Raw genomic sequence first — 15,231 nt, forward strand, 5'->3', positions numbered from 1 at the left:
CATAGCGCCCGAGGACAAGAGCCTCCCAAGGGTAAGTCTTTTTGTCAGTTAACTGAGCCCTGGGGTATTATCCTCCGGTAAAGCGCACCATAAGTCAGAGAAAGTTGCCTATGTCGGATAAATCCAAGGTACGCCCCGTGCATCATATCCGCTGTCAGGAGTGCAGTCTGGCGGCCTTGTGCCTACCGATTTCACTCAACTTCGAAGATATCGATGCCTTGAACGAAATCGTCAAGCGCGGCAAGCCGATCAAGAAAGGCGAGTTCCTCTTTCGCCAGGGCGATGCTTTCGGTTCGGTGTTCGCCGTACGTTCGGGTTCTCTGAAAACCTTCAGCGTCAGCGACAATGGCGAGGAGCAGATCACCGGCTTTCATCTACCCAGCGAACTCGTTGGGCTTTCCGGCATGGACAGCGACAGTTGTCCGGTTTCCGCACAGGCGCTGGAAACCACCTCGGTCTGTGAGATCCCCTTCGAGCGACTGGACGAGCTTGCCTTGCAATTACCCCAACTGCGGCGCCAGCTAATGCGGGTGATGAGCCGCGAAATCCGTGACGATCAACAGATGATGCTGCTGCTGTCGAAGAAAACCGCGGACGAACGCATCGCCACCTTCCTGATCAACTTATCCTCGCGCTTTCGTGCACGCGGCTTCTCCGCCAACCATTTTCGCCTGGCAATGTCGCGCAACGAGATCGGTAACTACTTGGGCTTGGCTGTCGAGACCGTATCCCGCGTATTCAGCCGCTTCCAGCAGAACGAGCTGATCGCCGCCGAGGGCAAGGAGGTGACCATTCTCAATTCCGTCGAATTATGCTCCCTGGCGGGCGGCAATATGGAAGCCTGACCCCAGCCGGGCGCCATCGAGGACGCCCGCAAATCTCCTCGCGATCCTAGCCAAAAAGGCCTCGGCCTCAAGCAAAGCTTCCCTCTTCCCACTTGCCAGGGTGTGCGTTCTTGAACTGCAGGTAGGCGAACACCTCCAGGTCCCGTCCTCTTAAGAGGGGGAGTCCGGTTCTGCGCGTCGCTTTTCATGCACATGCGTACAGGCGAAGATCATTGTTCCGCCTTCATTACATCCCCTACCAAAGGCTTAGGCACGCGCTGGCTTAAAAATTTAATACAACTTATCTTTTTAAATATCATATACTTATAATGCTTTAGCAGCTTCTTCCCCCTCCGAAAGCCCCCCTCTAGACAGCAAAAACGGGTAGGTTTCATTGACCTGCGTCAATTGGTCACTACCGATCGACAGTAAATCTTGATTTATTTGACCTGGATCAACGTGTTGCCTCTCCGTCGACCGTTGGCCATCCAGCCTTTTGGAGCTGCCCACATGTCTAAACCATCCCAATCTTCGCCTTGGCGTATTCCTCTGGTTCGGGAGCTTGTTGTCATCCTGGCGATCAAGCTGGGTGTAATTCTCGGCATCAAGGCACTCTGGTTCACGGAACCGACGGTGCCTGAAAACGGTACCGAGAAAGTCAGCGAGCGACTGTTCGGCAGTGTGGCAGTGCAAGATCAATCCCCGACCGAGGAGAGTCCCTGATGATCTCGGAATCCGTCGTAGACCTATCACGTCTACAGTTCGCCATGACGGCGCTGTACCACTTCTTATTCGTACCACTAACTCTAGGGATGACCTTCCTGCTCGCCATCATGGAGTCGGTCTACGTAATGACCGGCAAGCAGGTCTACAAGGACATGGTGAAGTTCTGGGGCAAGCTGTTCGGCATCAACTTCGCCCTCGGTGTTACCACCGGCATTACCATGGAGTTCCAGTTCGGCACCAACTGGGCCTACTACTCCCACTATGTGGGTGACATCTTCGGTGCGCCGCTGGCCATCGAGGGTCTGACGGCCTTCTTCCTGGAGTCCACTTTCATCGGCATGTTCTTCTTCGGCTGGGATCGCCTGTCGAAGATCCAGCACTTGGCGGTGACCTGGCTGGTAGCGTTGGGTTCCAACCTGTCGGCCCTGTGGATCCTGGTTGCCAACGGCTGGATGCAGCACCCGGTCGGTGCGGAGTTCAACTTCGAGACCATGCGGATGGAGCTGGTGGACTTCGGCGCCCTGCTGCTGAACCCCGTTGCCCAAGTCAAGTTCGTCCACACCGTCGCCTCCGGCTACGTGACCGGCGCCGTGTTCGTCTTGGCCATCTCCAGCTACTACCTGCTGAAAAAACGCGATCTGGGCTTCGCCCGCCGCTCCTTTGCCATCGCCTCCGCCTTCGGTATGGCTTCCATTTTGTCGGTAATCGTGCTCGGTGACGAATCCGGCTACGAAGTGGGCGAAGTGCAAAAAACCAAGCTCGCCGCTATCGAAGCCGAATGGGAAACCCATCCGGCACCGGCCAGCTTCACTCTGATCGGCTTCCCGAACGAGGAAGAACAGCGCACCGATTTCGCAGTGAAAATCCCGTGGGTCCTGGGCATCATCGCCACCCGCTCGCTGGATGAACAAGTCATTGGCATCAAGGATCTGGTCGCCGAGAACGAGGCTCGTATCCGTAACGGCATGGTCGCTTATGGCCTGCTCGAGGAGCTGCGTGCCGGCAACAAGAGCCCGGAGAAGATCGCAGCTTTCAACGAGGTCAAGGATGATCTGGGCTATGGCCTGCTCCTGAAGAAGTACACCCCGAACGTGGTCGACGCCTCCGAAGAGCAGATCAGGCAAGCGGCTAAGGACACCATTCCCGGCGTGGCTAGCATGTTCTGGAGCTTCCGCGCCATGGTCGGTGCCGGCTTCGCGATGCTCATCCTGTTTGTCTGCGCCTTCTGGGCTTCGGCTCGCAAGAACGAGGAATCCAAGCCCTGGCTGCTCAAGTTCGCCCTGTACAGCCTGCCGCTGCCCTGGATCGCAACCCAGACCGGCTGGTTCGTGGCCGAGCACGGTCGTCAACCCTGGACCATCGGTGGTGTGCTGCCCACTCATCTCTCCGCTTCCAGCCTGAGCACTGGCGACCTCTGGGGCTCTCTGATCGCGCTGATTGCGTTCTATACGCTGCTGTTGGTGGTCGAGATGTACCTGATGATCCGCTTTGCTCGCCTTGGCCCGTCCAGCCTGCACACCGGCCGCTACCACTTCGAGCAGCTTGAGCAACATGCGGCCAAGCATGCCAGCCCAAGCCAGGCGGACCCTCAACAACCAGTCAACGCCTAAGGAAAACGCCATGTTTGATTACGAAACACTAAAACTGGTCTGGTGGGGCTTGATCGGTGTACTGCTGATCGGCCTTGCCCTGACGGATGGCTTCGACATGGGAGCCATGGCGCTCATGCCCTTCATCGCCAAGACCGACAACGAGCGCCGCGTGGCGATCAACACCATCGCCCCGCACTGGGACGGCAACCAGGTCTGGCTGATCACCGCCGGTGGCGCCCTGTTTGCCGCCTGGCCGCTGGTTTACGCCACGGCCTTCTCCGGCATGTACTGGGCTTTGCTGCTGGTTCTCTTCGGCCTCTTCTTCCGTCCGGTAGGCTTCGACTACCGCAGCAAGCTGGAAAACAAGAAGTGGCGCGACATGTGGGACTGGGCACTGTTCGCTGGCGGCGCCCTACCGGCCCTGCTGTTCGGCGTGGCCTTCGGCAATCTGTTCCTCGGTCTGCCGTTCCGTCTCGACGAAACCATGCGCACCCACTTCGAAGGCTCCTTCTTCTCCCTGCTGCATCCCTTCGCCCTGCTGGCCGGTGTCGTGAGCCTGAGCATGCTCTGTGCCCACGGCGGTTCTTGGCTAATGCTGCGCACCGAAGGTGACCTGTACGAACGCTCCTGCAAGGCCACCCGCCTGAGCGCCATAGTCTTCCTCGGCTGCTTCTTCATCTGCGGTCTTTGGTTGCTGCTGGGTATCGAAGGCCAGAATTTGGTCAACAACTTCGATCCCAATGCCGCTCTGAATCCTCTGACCAAACAGGTCACCCTGGATAACAGCGGCTGGCAGACCAACTACGTGCGCTACCCGCTCACCCAGTTCGCTCCGCTGCTGGGCCTGGTCGGTGGCGCGCTGGCCCTGATGGGCGCGCAGACCAAGCGCAATGGTTTGGCTTTCCTGGGCACTAGCCTGGCGATCATCGGCGCCATCCTCACCGCTGGCTTCGCCCTGTTCCCGTTCGTGATGCCCTCCTCCATCGATCCGGCTTCCAGCTTGACCATCTGGGACGCCGTATCCAGCCAGAAAACCCTGGGAATCATGCTGATCGTTGCCATCATCTTCGTGCCGATCATCCTGGGCTACACCCTGTGGTGCTACTGGCACATGTGGGGCAAGCTGAACGACAAGACCATCGAGGCCAACCCCCACGGCCTGTACTGACCGAAACCGGCGCGGACCCTGTCCGCGCCATTTCCCATGAATTCGCCCGCCGCCATGGTGGGCTTAGGAGGCAACATGTGGTACTTCAGTTGGATTCTCGGCGTCCTGCTGGCTTGTGGCTTCGGAGTCATCAACGCTCTTTGGCTGGAAACCACCATGAAAATGGATGAGGGTCCGGCGGGTGGCGAGTGAAAAGAGCTTTCTGCAGCGTCGCCCATCACGCATCCTGTCGCTGCTCCTGGCCACACCGATCGCGCTGGTATTGCTAATTCATCCATCGCTGATCGTCGATCCCGAGGCCGGGTACAGCCACAGCCTGCTGATGCTGGTGATGCTGGGAATCTCTAACGGCTTCATCCACGGGGTCGGTTTCGACCCGCGCAGCCCGGTTTGGCGCATCCTGTTTCACCCGCTGCTCGGCTGGGTGCTGATGGGATTGGGTTACGCGATTCTGTACAAAGTGCAGATGGGTTGACTCCCTGACCCAAAAGGCTCCGCAAGGGGCCTTTCTCTTCTTTCCCTTGCGCCAAAGGTTTCAGAAGTTTCAGCAGGATGGTGCCCGACCTTGGCTCTGCTGGGGGCCTCACATCACAGATCGATCGGCCTGCGTCCGGCCAGAGCGTGGCTCAAGGTGCCGCCGTCCACCAGCTCCAGTTCGCCGCCCAGCGGCACGCCATGGGCGATACGGGAAACCGTGACATCGCTGGACGCCAGAGTCTGCGCGATGTAATGAGCCGTGGCTTCGCCTTCCACCGTTGGATTGGTGGCGATGATCACTTCCTCGAAAACTCCCTGCTCGACTCGCACCAACAACTCAGGAATGCCAATAGCCTCCGGGCCGAGACCGTCCAGGGGGGAAAGGTGCCCCTTGAGCACGAAATAGCGGCCACGGTAGCCCGTTTGCTCTATGGCGAATACGTCCATCGGTCCCTGCACCACACAGAGCAGGGAATCGTCGCGACGCGGATCAGCGCACTGCGGACAGAGTTCTTCCTCACTCAGGGTCCGGCATTGCCGGCAATGACCGACATGCTCGAGCGCATGGGTGAGCGCCTGGGCCAAACGCAAGCCGCCGCTGCGATCACGTTCGAGCAGATGCAGAGCCATGCGCTGGGCGGTCTTTTGTCCCACCCCGGGAAGGATGCGCAGGGCATCGATGAGTTGTCGGATCAGCGGACTGAAACTCATGGACGAAAAGACCGGAAGGCAGGACAGCAGAATGAATCGCCCGCGGCAAAGGCGTCCAGCCGGCGCCTTCTCCCGCAGGCAGGAGAGGCCGGAAAGCGGGAAACCCGGAAAGCACTCAGAACGGCATCTTGAATCCGGGCGGCAATCCCATGCCGGCGGTCATCCCGGCCATCTTTTCCTGATTGTTCTGCTCGATCTTGCGCACCGCATCGTTGACAGCAGCGGCAATCAGGTCCTCGAGAACCTCCTTGTCCTCCTGCATCAGGCTATCATCCAGGGTAACGCGACGGACATCGTGGCGACCAGTCATCACCACGCTCACCAGGCCAGCACCGGACTGTCCGGTCACCTCGGCGTTGGCTATCTCCTCCTGCAACTTCTGCATCTTTTCCTGCATAAGCTGGGCCTGCTTCATCAGGCCGGCCATGCCACCTTTCATCATGGGAGTCACCTCAGGTATTCAGGGGTTCGATGGTGCCGTCGCGAATCACCGCGGCGAACTGTTGAATCATCTGCCGGACCAGGGGATCGCCCTGAATCGACGCTTCGGCCTGGCGTTGACGTTCAGCCCTCCGCCGGGCGGCTGCCTGAGCCGGTGTCTCCTGCTCCGGCTTGCGCAATTCAATATCCAGCTTGAGCGTACGGCCATGATACTGGTTCAGTGCCTCGTTCAGACGCCGCTGCTGGGTACTGTTGAACAGCGCAGCCTGCGCCGGGTCCAGATGCAACAGCCAGTGATCGCCATCGGTCTTCGCCAAGGTACAGTTGGCCGCAATGTTGGCAGTCATCCCGGCCAGCCCCAAGCGCTGAAAAAGTTCGAGCCATTCGGCGGCGAGGCCGGTAGCCGGCGCCACCGCCGGTTCGGTTTCAGGCTGCGGTGTCGACGGGAACGACTCCTCGGCACTCAGGACATCGAGATAGGCATAGGCGTCGACGTCCACCTCGCCAACATCTACCTCATAATAGTCATCGTCCGCCAGAGAAGGCTCCTCCACCTCCACAACTGACGCAGGCACCCTTTCCGGCTCGTGATCGACGGCTGGGGTCGCGACCATTTTCGGCGCCGAAGCGGAACGAGACGAGCCATGCGGATGGTTCGATACGGTACTTTCGAGCACCCGTTCCGCCTCGCCGACCACGGTCGCAGCAACCATGGCACCGACCGGCAGCGCAACCGACTCCGCGACGGGAGTGTTGGCTACCTGCGAGGGCTCGTCCCAGGGCAGATCGGGAAGTCCAGCAGGCTGACCAGATACTGGCGGCGATGCGGGTTCGGCCGATTCGACATGTACCGGTGGAGTAGCCATGGCCCGACGCTCTTCCGATACGGAGACGGGAGCAGCGGGCGCCGGTTCGGGACCGCTGCCTGCCACGGGATCGGTTGGGGAATCAGCCGTGGCCAAGCGGACTCCCAAATCCTTTAACGGCCTGCCCGGCGCCTTGCCGACATCCCCCGGACGAAACGCTAGCATACGCAGCAGCACCATCTCGAAGCCACTACGCGAGTCCGGCGCCAACGGCAAGTCGCGACGGCCGATCAACCCCATCTGATAGTAGAACTGCACATCCTCGGCCGGCAGTGTCTGCGCGAGCGCTAGCACCCGATCGCGGTCGCCCTGGCCATTGTCCACGGCCTCGGGCAATACCTGGGCAATGGCTACCCGATGCAGTACGCCGAGCATCTCCGACAGCACAACGTTCCAGTCCGGTCCCTGTTCGGCCAATTGGCGCACCGCCTCGAGCAAAGCCCGGGCGTCGCCCTCCAGCAACGCCTGCAACACGCCATAGACCTGGCCGTGATCGAGAGCTCCGAGCATCGCCCGCACATCGGCGGCGAGCACTCTGCCCTCGCCGAAAGCGATGGCCTGGTCGGTCAGGCTCATGGCATCGCGCATCGAGCCGTCCGCAGCCCGCCCGAGCAACCAGAGAGCATCCGCCTCGAAGGGAATGCCCTCCGCAGCGAGCACGTGGCTCAGATGCTCTACCACCCGCTCCGGCGGCATGCTCTTCAAGGCGAACTGCAAGCAACGCGACAGGATGGTGACCGGCAACTTCTGCGGGTCGGTGGTAGCCAGCAGGAACTTGACGTGGGGCGGCGGCTCCTCGAGAGTCTTCAGCAGCGCGTTGAAGGAATGGCTGGAAAGCATGTGCACTTCGTCGATCAGATAGACCTTGAAGCGCCCGCGTGTCGGTGCGTACTGCACGTTATCGAGCAGTTCACGGGTATCTTCCACCTTGGTGCGGCTGGCGGCGTCGACCTCGATAAGGTCGACGAAACGCCCCTCGTCGATTTCCCGGCAGATCGAACACTGCCCGCAGGGGCTGGAACTGATACCGATCTCGCAATTCAGACACTTGGCGATGATCCGCGCGATGGTGGTCTTGCCCACTCCGCGAGTACCGGTGAACAGATAGGCATGATGCAAACGCTGACTATCGAGGGCGTTGATCAGCGCCTTGAGCACATGGGTCTGGCCAACCATCTCTCGGAACGAGCGGGGACGCCATTTGCGTGCAAGAACCTGGTAACTCATCGATACCGTCGCAGTTGAGAAGCGAAAGAACGGCAATGCTAGCGGAGCAGAATACAAATTGCATCCGCCCTGCGGACACAGGCGCGACGGGTTCAGGACAAGACCAAGGATTTCCTCGACTCCGCCTCGAACGCTCGATCGGCAAAATTACCTAACGCCCCCTTGCAATGAGCAAGATCCCACGCACTCCGGCCACGGAAAACCCGCTTCGACAAGCGCCAGGTACACACCTGGCCACCTATCCGCACGTCACGGATATGGTGCAAGTCCATTCGCACCATTACAACGCCTGCCCGTTTCAAATATGAAACACACCCGTTTACCAGTCGCCCTCTCCTTATTACAAACTTGCGATCGAATCAACGTCATAGCACTAATGCCCCAAAGAATGGGCAACTGGAAGGGTTGTTGCTTGAAAGTTGGTAAGGGTAAGTGCCGCTGCTCTAGAGGGATGCGCCATGGGTGTTCAGTAGACTTTCTGGTCGATCGTCTTTTTGGTATCCATTGCCGGCATGATCTGGCAAGGCATATACAAGGGCCATTGAAGCGATAGTCGCCCGAGCGCTATCGGTTCGATGCCCCCGTTGTTGTATCTGCACTCGCTCGATGTTCATAGCCCCGGCGGTTCAGGGCCTTACTTCTGCGGAAGGGTGTCGCCGAGTCGGAATCGTTCGGCATCCAATACAATTCTCCCGGCCGTCTCTCTTGTGCCGGCTGAAAACGGCGAAAAAGTCCTGTACCTGAGGCTCGATGGGCAAAATCCGGTCTTCTCGGCAGGTGCATGCCTTGTTCTTTGTTCTACCTGCTCCAGCCTCTTCGGAGGTTTTTTAATTCTCGACCACCAGGGGGCCGAACCGAATATTCATCTTCCATCCCCAAATATCGGCAATCTCGAATGACTGGCCCGACAGTTGCGCCGGGCAAGCGACTTGGCACGTTCCAAACCTTTTCGGGCAATCGCCGGTATGAGCGGTGCGCATTGAGCCACGGATCGAAACACGCAGAGGGATAACGGAGGGACGAAGGTGGTAGGCGAAGATGAATCGTTCCCGTTTCTTTGCATAGTCCGGGGCGAAAACCCCTTGAAATCGGGAAGAGCATGACTGGAGGTGGCCCCACCAGCCACACCCCGGCACACAAGGTCACCGCTACGGCTGCTCCCTTCCGGGCCTGACCGGGTTCACGGCTGCTCGTTGCGGGGGGACCGGCAGGACCACCATAACGACACCCACCAACTGGCGGGTTGGTCCATTGTACCGGCTTGCCCGCAAGTTACAACCATCGCTTGCTGGAAAGCGTTTGGCGACAACCACTTGCTAGAGCATTTTTACCTTATCCCGATTCATATCCGGCTGCCTCGAAGGAGTGCCTGCAGTCCTGCGCCGAGAACTGCCCGATTGCCTCGCCAATGCTCTGCCACAGCTGCGGCACGGTCCGCGCCGCCGCCTTTCGCAGCAGCGCCTTGAGCTTGGAGAATGCCCTTTCGATCGGGTTCAGGTCGGGGCTATAGGGAGGCAGGTAGCGCAGTGTGGCTCCTGCGCCTTCAATGGCCTGGCGTACCCCCGCCACCTTGTGGGCCGGCAGGTTGTCCATCACCACAATAGCGCCGGGCGTCAGCTCGGGAACCAGGACCTGCCCGACATAGGCCAGGAAGGCCGGGCCGTTCATGGCGCCGTCGAGCACCAGCGGAGCAGTTAGCCCATCCACGCGCAGGCCGGCGGTAAAGGTCGTGGTTTTCCAGTGACCGTAAGGGACCGCGGCCAGGCAGCGCTCGCCGCGAGGGGCCCAGCCTCGTAGGCGGGCCAGGTTGGTCGCGGCGGCGGTTTCGTCGACGACGATCAGCTTGCGCCAGTCGAAGCCGGGTTGTTCCTCGAGCCACTCCTGTCGCGCTGCCTGGACGTCCGGCCGCTGCTGCTCGGCCGCATGCGCGGTCTTTTTTTGAACGTCATGCCGTGCCGGTCGAGAAACGTCCATACCGTCGCCAGGCTGACCCGAATACCGCGCTCCCGCTCGAGGGTTGCGGCGAGTTCGGCCAGCGTCAGGTCGGGGGTTTGCTCGAGCAGGCCGAGCAGGTAGTGCGCATGGGGATCGAGCCGCAAGCCCCGGGGCTTGCCCTGTCGGCGGGCGACGAGTTCCCCGCCTTCCCGAAAGCGCCGTACCCAGACGATCGCCGTCGCCGTGCCGATGTCGAATCGCTCGGCGGCCTGCCGAGCCGACAGCCCGCCCATGGCCGCGTCGACGACGCGTCGGCGAAGATCGGCACTGTATGCTCGAGCCATTCTGGTCTCCTTGTCTGAGCGGGAGAGGAGGCCCGAAATGACCAGGAAGAGCAACCCCTGTATGTCGAATTCGTGTTTTCAAAAAATGCTCTAGCTTGGGCATGGCTCCCTGCATGGAACCGGCTGCCATGCAGCCGACGGTACGGACGGTTTAAAATCCCGATCTCTGCCGCGGCAAACCGCTCGGCACGAACTCACCAGGCTCCCGGCTCTGAGCAATGCCGGACGGAGCATGCCGCCTCAGCGATAATTTCCTGCCCGCCAGCGCGCCAGCCAAGCTAGGCTGTCGCGGGTCGCGCCGACCGGACAGTATTCGACGCCGAGCCAGCCCCGGTAGCCACTCGCCTGCAGGGCGGCCAAGGCCGTGGCGAAATCCACCTGTCCGCTGCCCGGCTCACCCCGTCCCGGACAATCGGCGAATTGCACATGGCCGATGCGCCCGGCCAGGCGAGCGATGCAGTCCGAAAGGTCCAACCCCTGGCGGGCCATATGGTAGAAATCCAGTTGGGCCAGACAGTTGGGATGGTCCACGCGCCGCAGCAAGGCATCCAGTTGCTCGGCTGTGTTGACCAGAAAGCCCGGAACGTCCAGCGGGTTGATCGCTTCGCAGACCACGGTGATCCCCAGCACCGAGAAAGCTTCGGCCGCCCTGGCCAGGTTGGACTCCAGAGTCGCCAAGGCCAGATCCGGAGCCACTCCCTCGGCCAGGCGCCCCGGCAGGATGTTGACGCAATCCGGCCGAACCATCGCGGCATAACTCAGCGCCAGTTGCAATGCGGCATCGAACTCCGCCTGCCGCCGCGGAACCGCGGCCAGCCCCGGACCTCCCTGCAGAAAATCGGCGGCCGGCAGGTTGATCAACACCAGCGGCATCCCGGCCCGCTCCAGCTCCTCCTTCAGGCGGATGGCCGGGATCTCGTAAGGAAACTGGATCTCGACACCGTCGAAGCCCGCCGCGGCGGCGGCCACGATGCGTTCGAGCAAGGGTTTCTCGCTGAACAGCAGGGAAAGGTTGGCGGCTATCTGCATGATGGTTCTGCTCCTCCGATTGGGCTCCGGGCATGGTGGCCTACGTTTTTTTCACTCTATGCTGTTTACTATCGGACGACTTGACAACCACCCCGTGGTCCCCTCATTCGCCACAGAGACGCTCCTGATGCCACCCAACCTGCTCGACAGCCGGCCCCTGAAGGGCCAGCGAGGATTCCGCCGGATTCTCAATGCCACCAGTTACTCCCTCGCCGGTCTCAAGGCCGCCTTCGTCGGCGAGGCGGCTTTCCGCCAGTTGGTCATGCTGAACCTGTTGCTAATTCCCGTCGCCTGCCTGCTCGATGTGAGTCGGGTCGAACGCGCCCTGTTGATCGCCGTAGTGCTGCTGGCCCCCATCGTTGAACTGCTCAACTCGGCCATCGAAGCCACCGTCGACCGCATCTCGCTGGAACTGCACCCCCTCTCCAAGCGGGCTAAGGATATGGGCAGCGCCGCCCAGTTACTCGTCCTGGTTCTGATCGCCGCGATCTGGGCCACGATTCTGCTGTAGCCGCCTTCGACCATAGCTGCACGATTCATCCTCTCATGGACAAAGAGGAGCCCAGCGCTTTCACCGCCTTCAATTCGCGCCCCTTCGCAGCAGACGCGCTTCCTCTATAATCCGCCCGCCTCTTTCCGCCATTGAACCGGAGAACCCCATGCTCAAGCGTACCCTGGCGCTCGCTGCCGGCTTTGCCTTGTCCCTGTCCGGCGTTTTCGCCCAGGCTGCCGACGTGCTCAACGTCTCGGCGATTCCCGATGAGGCGCCCACCGAGCTGCTGCGTAAGTTCAAGCCGCTCGGCGCCTACCTGGAGAAGGAATTGGGCATGCCGGTGAAATTCGTGCCGGTGGCCGACTATGCCGCAGTGGTCGAAGCGCTGGCCGCCGACCGTGTGGACATGGCCTGGCTGGGCGGCTTCACCTTCGTGCAGACCCGCCTGAAGACCGGCAACGCCATTCCGCTGGTGCAGCGCGAGCAGGACGAGAAGTTCACCAGCAAGTTCATCAGCGCCGATCCGGCGGTGAAATCCCTGCAGGACCTCAAGGGCAGGACCTTCGCTTTCGGCTCGGTATCCTCCACCTCGGGCAGCCTGATGCCGCGCTACTTCATGCTCAAGGACGGCATCAAGCCGGAAGAGTTCTTCAGCCGCGTGGCCTACTCCGGCGCCCACGACGCTACGGTCGCCTGGGTACAGTCCGGCAAGGTCGACGCCGGCGTGCTCAACGCCTCGGTATGGGACAAGCTGGTCAATTCCGGCAAGGTCGATACCGACAAGGTCAAGGTGTTCGCCACCACCCCGACCTATTACGACTACAACTGGACGGTGCGCGGCAGCCTCGATCCCGAATTGGCGGCGAAGATCAAGAAGGCTTTCCTCGCCCTCGATCCGGCCAAGCCGGAGCACAAGGCGATCCTCGACCTGCAGGCTGCCAGCCGCTTCATCGAGACCAAGCCGGAGAACTACCAGGGCATCGAGGAAGCGGCGCGCGCCGCCGGCCTCTTGAAGTGATCCTGAAGCTGTCCGGCGTGGGACTGACTCACGCCAACGGCCAAGTCGCGCTGAGCGATATCGGGCTGGAGATCGCTCCCGGCGAACGGGTAGCGATCATCGGCCCCTCCGGTGCCGGCAAGACCAGCCTGCTGCGCTTGCTCGCCACCGCCCAGCGACCCAATGCCGGCCGGATCGAAATACTCGGCGCCGACCCCTGGGCTCTTTCCGCCGCCGCCCGGCAGCGGTTGCGCGCGCGCATCGGCCTGATCCACCAGACTCCACCGCTGCCGCCGCGCCAGCGGGTGGTCACCGCCGTGCTGGCCGGCAAGCTCGGGCAGTGGTCCCTACCCAGGAGCCTGCTCAACCTGGTACATCCGCTGGATACCGCCAGCGCGGCCGCGACCTTGGCGCGCCTGGACCTGTCGGAAAAGCTGTTCGAGCACTGCGACCAGCTCTCCGGCGGCCAGTTGCAGCGGGTCGGCATCGCCCGCGTGCTCTACCAAGAGCCGGAACTGATCCTCGCCGACGAGCCGGTCTCGGCCATGGACCCGGTACTCGCCGGACACACCCTCGGCGTGCTGAGCGAAGAGGCCGCGCGCCGCGACATCACCCTGCTCGCCAGCCTGCACGCGGTGGATCTGGCCCTGGCGCATTTCCCGCGCATCCTCGGTGTGCGCGCCGGGCACCTGATCTTCGACCTCCCGTCCGCCGCCCTCGGCCAGCCCGAGCTGGACGCGCTCTATGCCAACGAACAACTGCAGCCGACCGCCGTGCCGACTGCCCCCCACCTGCCGCACATCCCCCGATGCTGACCCGCGCCACCCTCCGCGATCCCGCCGCCCTGCCGCGCCTGTCGCTCGGTCTGCTGGCGCTGCTCCTGCTGTGGCCGGGCCTATCGCTCAGCGAACTGGACCTGGGCGTGCTCCTGCAGGGTGACAACGCGGCCACCATGGGCCAATTCGTCGCCGCCTTCTGGCCGCCGGAACACGGCCGCGAATTCCTCGAACTGCTCGGCCGGGCGACCCTGGAAACCCTGGCCATCGCCACCGCCGGCATGAGCCTGGCGCTGCTCATCGCCCTGCCCGCGTCGCTGCTCGCCAGCCGTGCCCTGTCGCTCTCCGCGCTGCACCGCGGCGGCCGTCCGGCCTGGTGGGGCGCTCTGCTGCGCTGGCCGGTACGCATCTTCCTGATCGTCCTGCGCAGCGTGCCGGAAATCGTCTGGGCCCTGCTTTTCGTGCGCGCCGTTGGGCTGGGGCCGAGCGCCGGGGTACTGGCCATCGCCATCACCTATGCCGGCATGCTCGGCAAGGTCTACGCGGAGATCTTCGAGTCGGTCGACCCGCGCCCGGCGCGCGCCCTGCTCGGCAGCGGCAGTCCGCGGCTGGTCGCCTTTCTCTACGGCATCCTGCCCAATGCCGCGACGGAAATGCTCTCCTACACCGTCTACCGCTGGGAATGCGCGATCCGCGCCTCGGTAGTGATGGGTTTTGTCGGTGCCGGCGGGCTCGGCCAGCAGATCGACCTGTCGATGCGCATGTTCGCTGGCGGCGAGGTGGCCAGCATGCTGCTGACTTTCTTCCTGCTGGTACTGCTGGCCGACCAGTTGAGCCGCCTGCTGCGCGGGAGGCTGACATGAGCAACGCCCTCCTGCTGCTGGGACTGGTGGCAGCCGTGACGGCCTCTTTCGCCTGGCTGGAGATCGACTTCGGCGCGCTGCTCGGCGCGGACGGCCTGCGACAAATGGGCAATTACGCCAGCGGCTTCCTCAGCCCCGACTTCTCTTCGGCGCACCTGCTGGCCATCGGTCGCGGCGCCCTGGAAACCCTGGCCATGTCCGCTATCGGCACCCTGCTTGCCGCCCTCCTCGGCCTGCTGCTGGCGCTCCCGGCCAGCGGGCGCTGCGGGCTGCCGGCGAACGCCGCCGCCCGCCTGCTGCTCAATGCCCTGCGGGCGATCCCGGAACTGGTCTGGGCAGCGCTGATGGTGTTGGCCGCCGGCCTCGGCCCGAACGCCGGCACCCTGGCGCTGGCGCTGCACACCGCTGGAGTGCTCGGCCGGCTGTTCGCCGAGGCCCTGGAAAACATCCCCGGCGAACCGGCCGAAGCCGTGCGCCTGGCTGGCGGCGGTCGCGTCGCAGCGTTCTGCTACGGCACCCTGCCAGGGGTCTGGCCGCAGCTTCTGGCCTATACCCTGTACCGTTGGGAGAACAACATCCGCATGGCCAGCGTGCTGGGCTTCGTCGGCGCCGGCGGGCTGGGACAGATGCTCTACCTGAGCCTCAGCCTGTTCCAGGAGGCCCAGGCCGCTACGGTGATCCTCGCCATGCTGTCGCTGGTGCTGGGTGTCGATGCGCTGAGCGGCTGGGGACGCCAGCGCTGGGTATGGAACTGAGCCCAGG

At 62.3% G+C, this 15,231-nt stretch carries 16 protein-coding genes and 1 other RNA gene; 11 read left to right on the forward strand and 6 right to left on the reverse strand.

Annotated features, from left to right (window positions below; all coding sequences use genetic code 11):
* Positions 1-110 precede the first annotated feature (110 nt).
* From fnr to ACGI6K_RS13200, 6 genes are all read left to right on the forward strand, one after another.
* On the forward strand, positions 111-845 hold the full coding sequence (fnr, locus tag ACGI6K_RS13175; protein ID WP_376947016.1) for a fumarate/nitrate reduction transcriptional regulator Fnr: 735 nt from the start codon (positions 111-113) through the stop codon (positions 843-845).
* Positions 846-1,334: 489 nt separating this feature from the next.
* Positions 1,335-1,547 carry a cytochrome oxidase putative small subunit CydP gene (gene cydP / locus ACGI6K_RS13180; protein WP_041807122.1) on the forward strand — a complete coding sequence of 71 codons (213 nt, stop codon included), beginning with the start codon at positions 1,335-1,337 and terminating at the stop codon, positions 1,545-1,547.
* A complete protein-coding gene (locus ACGI6K_RS13185) occupies positions 1,547-3,160 on the forward strand; it encodes a cytochrome ubiquinol oxidase subunit I (protein ID WP_376947019.1) in 1,614 nt (537 codons plus the stop codon). Before cydP ends, ACGI6K_RS13185 begins: the two co-directional genes overlap by 1 nt.
* A gap of 10 nt (positions 3,161-3,170) precedes the next feature.
* Positions 3,171-4,310, forward strand: a complete 1,140-nt coding sequence (cydB, locus tag ACGI6K_RS13190) for a cytochrome d ubiquinol oxidase subunit II (protein WP_376947021.1) — start codon at positions 3,171-3,173, stop codon at positions 4,308-4,310.
* 75 nt (positions 4,311-4,385) lie between these two features.
* Positions 4,386-4,502 (forward strand): cytochrome bd-I oxidase subunit CydX, encoded by a 117-nt coding sequence (gene cydX / locus ACGI6K_RS13195; RefSeq protein ID WP_376947023.1) that lies wholly within the window; start codon positions 4,386-4,388, stop codon positions 4,500-4,502.
* Positions 4,477-4,785, forward strand: a complete 309-nt coding sequence (locus ACGI6K_RS13200) for a cyd operon YbgE family protein (RefSeq protein ID WP_376947025.1) — start codon at positions 4,477-4,479, stop codon at positions 4,783-4,785. Before cydX ends, ACGI6K_RS13200 begins: the two co-directional genes overlap by 26 nt.
* 113 nt (positions 4,786-4,898) lie before the next feature.
* On the opposite strand, the gene recR is transcribed toward ACGI6K_RS13200, so the two are convergent.
* The 6 genes from recR to ACGI6K_RS13230 form a co-directional block, all read right to left on the reverse strand.
* Positions 4,899-5,498, reverse strand: a complete 600-nt coding sequence (gene recR, locus ACGI6K_RS13205) for a recombination mediator RecR (RefSeq protein ID WP_376947027.1) — start codon at positions 5,496-5,498, stop codon at positions 4,899-4,901.
* Positions 5,499-5,613: 115 nt separating this feature from the next.
* Positions 5,614-5,940 (reverse strand): YbaB/EbfC family nucleoid-associated protein, encoded by a 327-nt coding sequence (locus ACGI6K_RS13210; protein WP_012700601.1) that lies wholly within the window; start codon positions 5,938-5,940, stop codon positions 5,614-5,616.
* A gap of 10 nt (positions 5,941-5,950) precedes the next feature.
* Positions 5,951-8,032, reverse strand: a complete 2,082-nt coding sequence (gene dnaX / locus ACGI6K_RS13215) for a DNA polymerase III subunit gamma/tau (RefSeq protein WP_376947030.1) — start codon at positions 8,030-8,032, stop codon at positions 5,951-5,953.
* Between the two features lie 1,113 nt (positions 8,033-9,145).
* Positions 9,146-9,242: signal recognition particle sRNA small type (gene ffs / locus ACGI6K_RS13220), an RNA gene on the reverse strand.
* 122 nt (positions 9,243-9,364) lie between these two features.
* Positions 9,365-10,311 (reverse strand): IS630 family transposase gene (locus ACGI6K_RS13225; RefSeq protein ID WP_394542934.1). Its coding sequence is split into 2 segments (ribosomal slippage): positions 9,365-9,966 and positions 9,966-10,311, totalling 948 coding nucleotides; the frame shifts between segments, so codons are not numbered across the junction.
* Between the two features lie 240 nt (positions 10,312-10,551).
* Positions 10,552-11,340 carry a hydroxypyruvate isomerase family protein gene (locus tag ACGI6K_RS13230; RefSeq protein WP_376943748.1) on the reverse strand — a complete coding sequence of 263 codons (789 nt, stop codon included), beginning with the start codon at positions 11,338-11,340 and terminating at the stop codon, positions 10,552-10,554.
* Positions 11,341-11,467: 127 nt separating this feature from the next.
* Between ACGI6K_RS13230 and ACGI6K_RS13235 the strand changes: the two genes are divergently transcribed.
* The 5 genes from ACGI6K_RS13235 (at position 11,468) to phnE (ending at position 15,224) form a co-directional block, all read left to right on the forward strand.
* On the forward strand, positions 11,468-11,851 hold the full coding sequence (locus ACGI6K_RS13235) for a diacylglycerol kinase (RefSeq protein ID WP_376943750.1): 384 nt from the start codon (positions 11,468-11,470) through the stop codon (positions 11,849-11,851).
* Between the two features lie 148 nt (positions 11,852-11,999).
* Positions 12,000-12,851, forward strand: a complete 852-nt coding sequence (locus ACGI6K_RS13240) for a putative selenate ABC transporter substrate-binding protein (RefSeq protein WP_376943752.1) — start codon at positions 12,000-12,002, stop codon at positions 12,849-12,851.
* Positions 12,848-13,645 (forward strand): phosphonate ABC transporter ATP-binding protein, encoded by a 798-nt coding sequence (locus ACGI6K_RS13245; protein ID WP_376943754.1) that lies wholly within the window; start codon positions 12,848-12,850, stop codon positions 13,643-13,645. Before ACGI6K_RS13240 ends, ACGI6K_RS13245 begins: the two co-directional genes overlap by 4 nt.
* Positions 13,639-14,469 (forward strand): PhnE/PtxC family ABC transporter permease, encoded by an 831-nt coding sequence (locus ACGI6K_RS13250; protein ID WP_376943756.1) that lies wholly within the window; start codon positions 13,639-13,641, stop codon positions 14,467-14,469. The genes ACGI6K_RS13245 and ACGI6K_RS13250 overlap by 7 nt, the downstream gene beginning before the upstream one ends.
* A complete protein-coding gene (phnE, locus tag ACGI6K_RS13255) occupies positions 14,466-15,224 on the forward strand; it encodes a phosphonate ABC transporter, permease protein PhnE (RefSeq protein ID WP_376943758.1) in 759 nt (252 codons plus the stop codon). The genes ACGI6K_RS13250 and phnE overlap by 4 nt, the downstream gene beginning before the upstream one ends.
* The last annotated feature ends 7 nt before the right edge of the window (positions 15,225-15,231 follow it).

Source organism: Azorhizophilus paspali, from assembly GCF_043587585.2.
GTDB classification, from domain to species: Bacteria; Pseudomonadota; Gammaproteobacteria; order Pseudomonadales; family Pseudomonadaceae; genus Azotobacter; species Azotobacter paspali.

Excerpts from the sequence above, each read along its gene's own strand:
- fnr (WP_376947016.1), top strand. The coding sequence starts at position 111 with ATGTCGGATAAATCCAAGGTACGCCCCGTGCATCATATCCGCTGTCAG.
- cydP (WP_041807122.1), top strand. The coding sequence starts at position 1,335 with ATGTCTAAACCATCCCAATCTTCGCCTTGGCGTATTCCTCTGGTTCGG.
- ACGI6K_RS13185 (WP_376947019.1), top strand. The coding sequence starts at position 1,547 with ATGATCTCGGAATCCGTCGTAGACCTATCACGTCTACAGTTCGCCATG.
- cydB (WP_376947021.1), top strand. The coding sequence starts at position 3,171 with ATGTTTGATTACGAAACACTAAAACTGGTCTGGTGGGGCTTGATCGGT.
- cydX (WP_376947023.1), top strand. The coding sequence starts at position 4,386 with ATGTGGTACTTCAGTTGGATTCTCGGCGTCCTGCTGGCTTGTGGCTTC.
- ACGI6K_RS13200 (WP_376947025.1), top strand. The coding sequence starts at position 4,477 with ATGAGGGTCCGGCGGGTGGCGAGTGAAAAGAGCTTTCTGCAGCGTCGC.
- recR (WP_376947027.1), bottom strand. The coding sequence starts at position 5,498 with ATGAGTTTCAGTCCGCTGATCCGACAACTCATCGATGCCCTGCGCATC.
- ACGI6K_RS13210 (WP_012700601.1), bottom strand. The coding sequence starts at position 5,940 with ATGATGAAAGGTGGCATGGCCGGCCTGATGAAGCAGGCCCAGCTTATG.
- dnaX (WP_376947030.1), bottom strand. The coding sequence starts at position 8,032 with ATGAGTTACCAGGTTCTTGCACGCAAATGGCGTCCCCGCTCGTTCCGA.
- ACGI6K_RS13230 (WP_376943748.1), bottom strand. The coding sequence starts at position 11,340 with ATGCAGATAGCCGCCAACCTTTCCCTGCTGTTCAGCGAGAAACCCTTG.
- ACGI6K_RS13235 (WP_376943750.1), top strand. The coding sequence starts at position 11,468 with ATGCCACCCAACCTGCTCGACAGCCGGCCCCTGAAGGGCCAGCGAGGA.
- ACGI6K_RS13240 (WP_376943752.1), top strand. The coding sequence starts at position 12,000 with ATGCTCAAGCGTACCCTGGCGCTCGCTGCCGGCTTTGCCTTGTCCCTG.
- ACGI6K_RS13250 (WP_376943756.1), top strand. The coding sequence starts at position 13,639 with ATGCTGACCCGCGCCACCCTCCGCGATCCCGCCGCCCTGCCGCGCCTG.
- phnE (WP_376943758.1), top strand. The coding sequence starts at position 14,466 with ATGAGCAACGCCCTCCTGCTGCTGGGACTGGTGGCAGCCGTGACGGCC.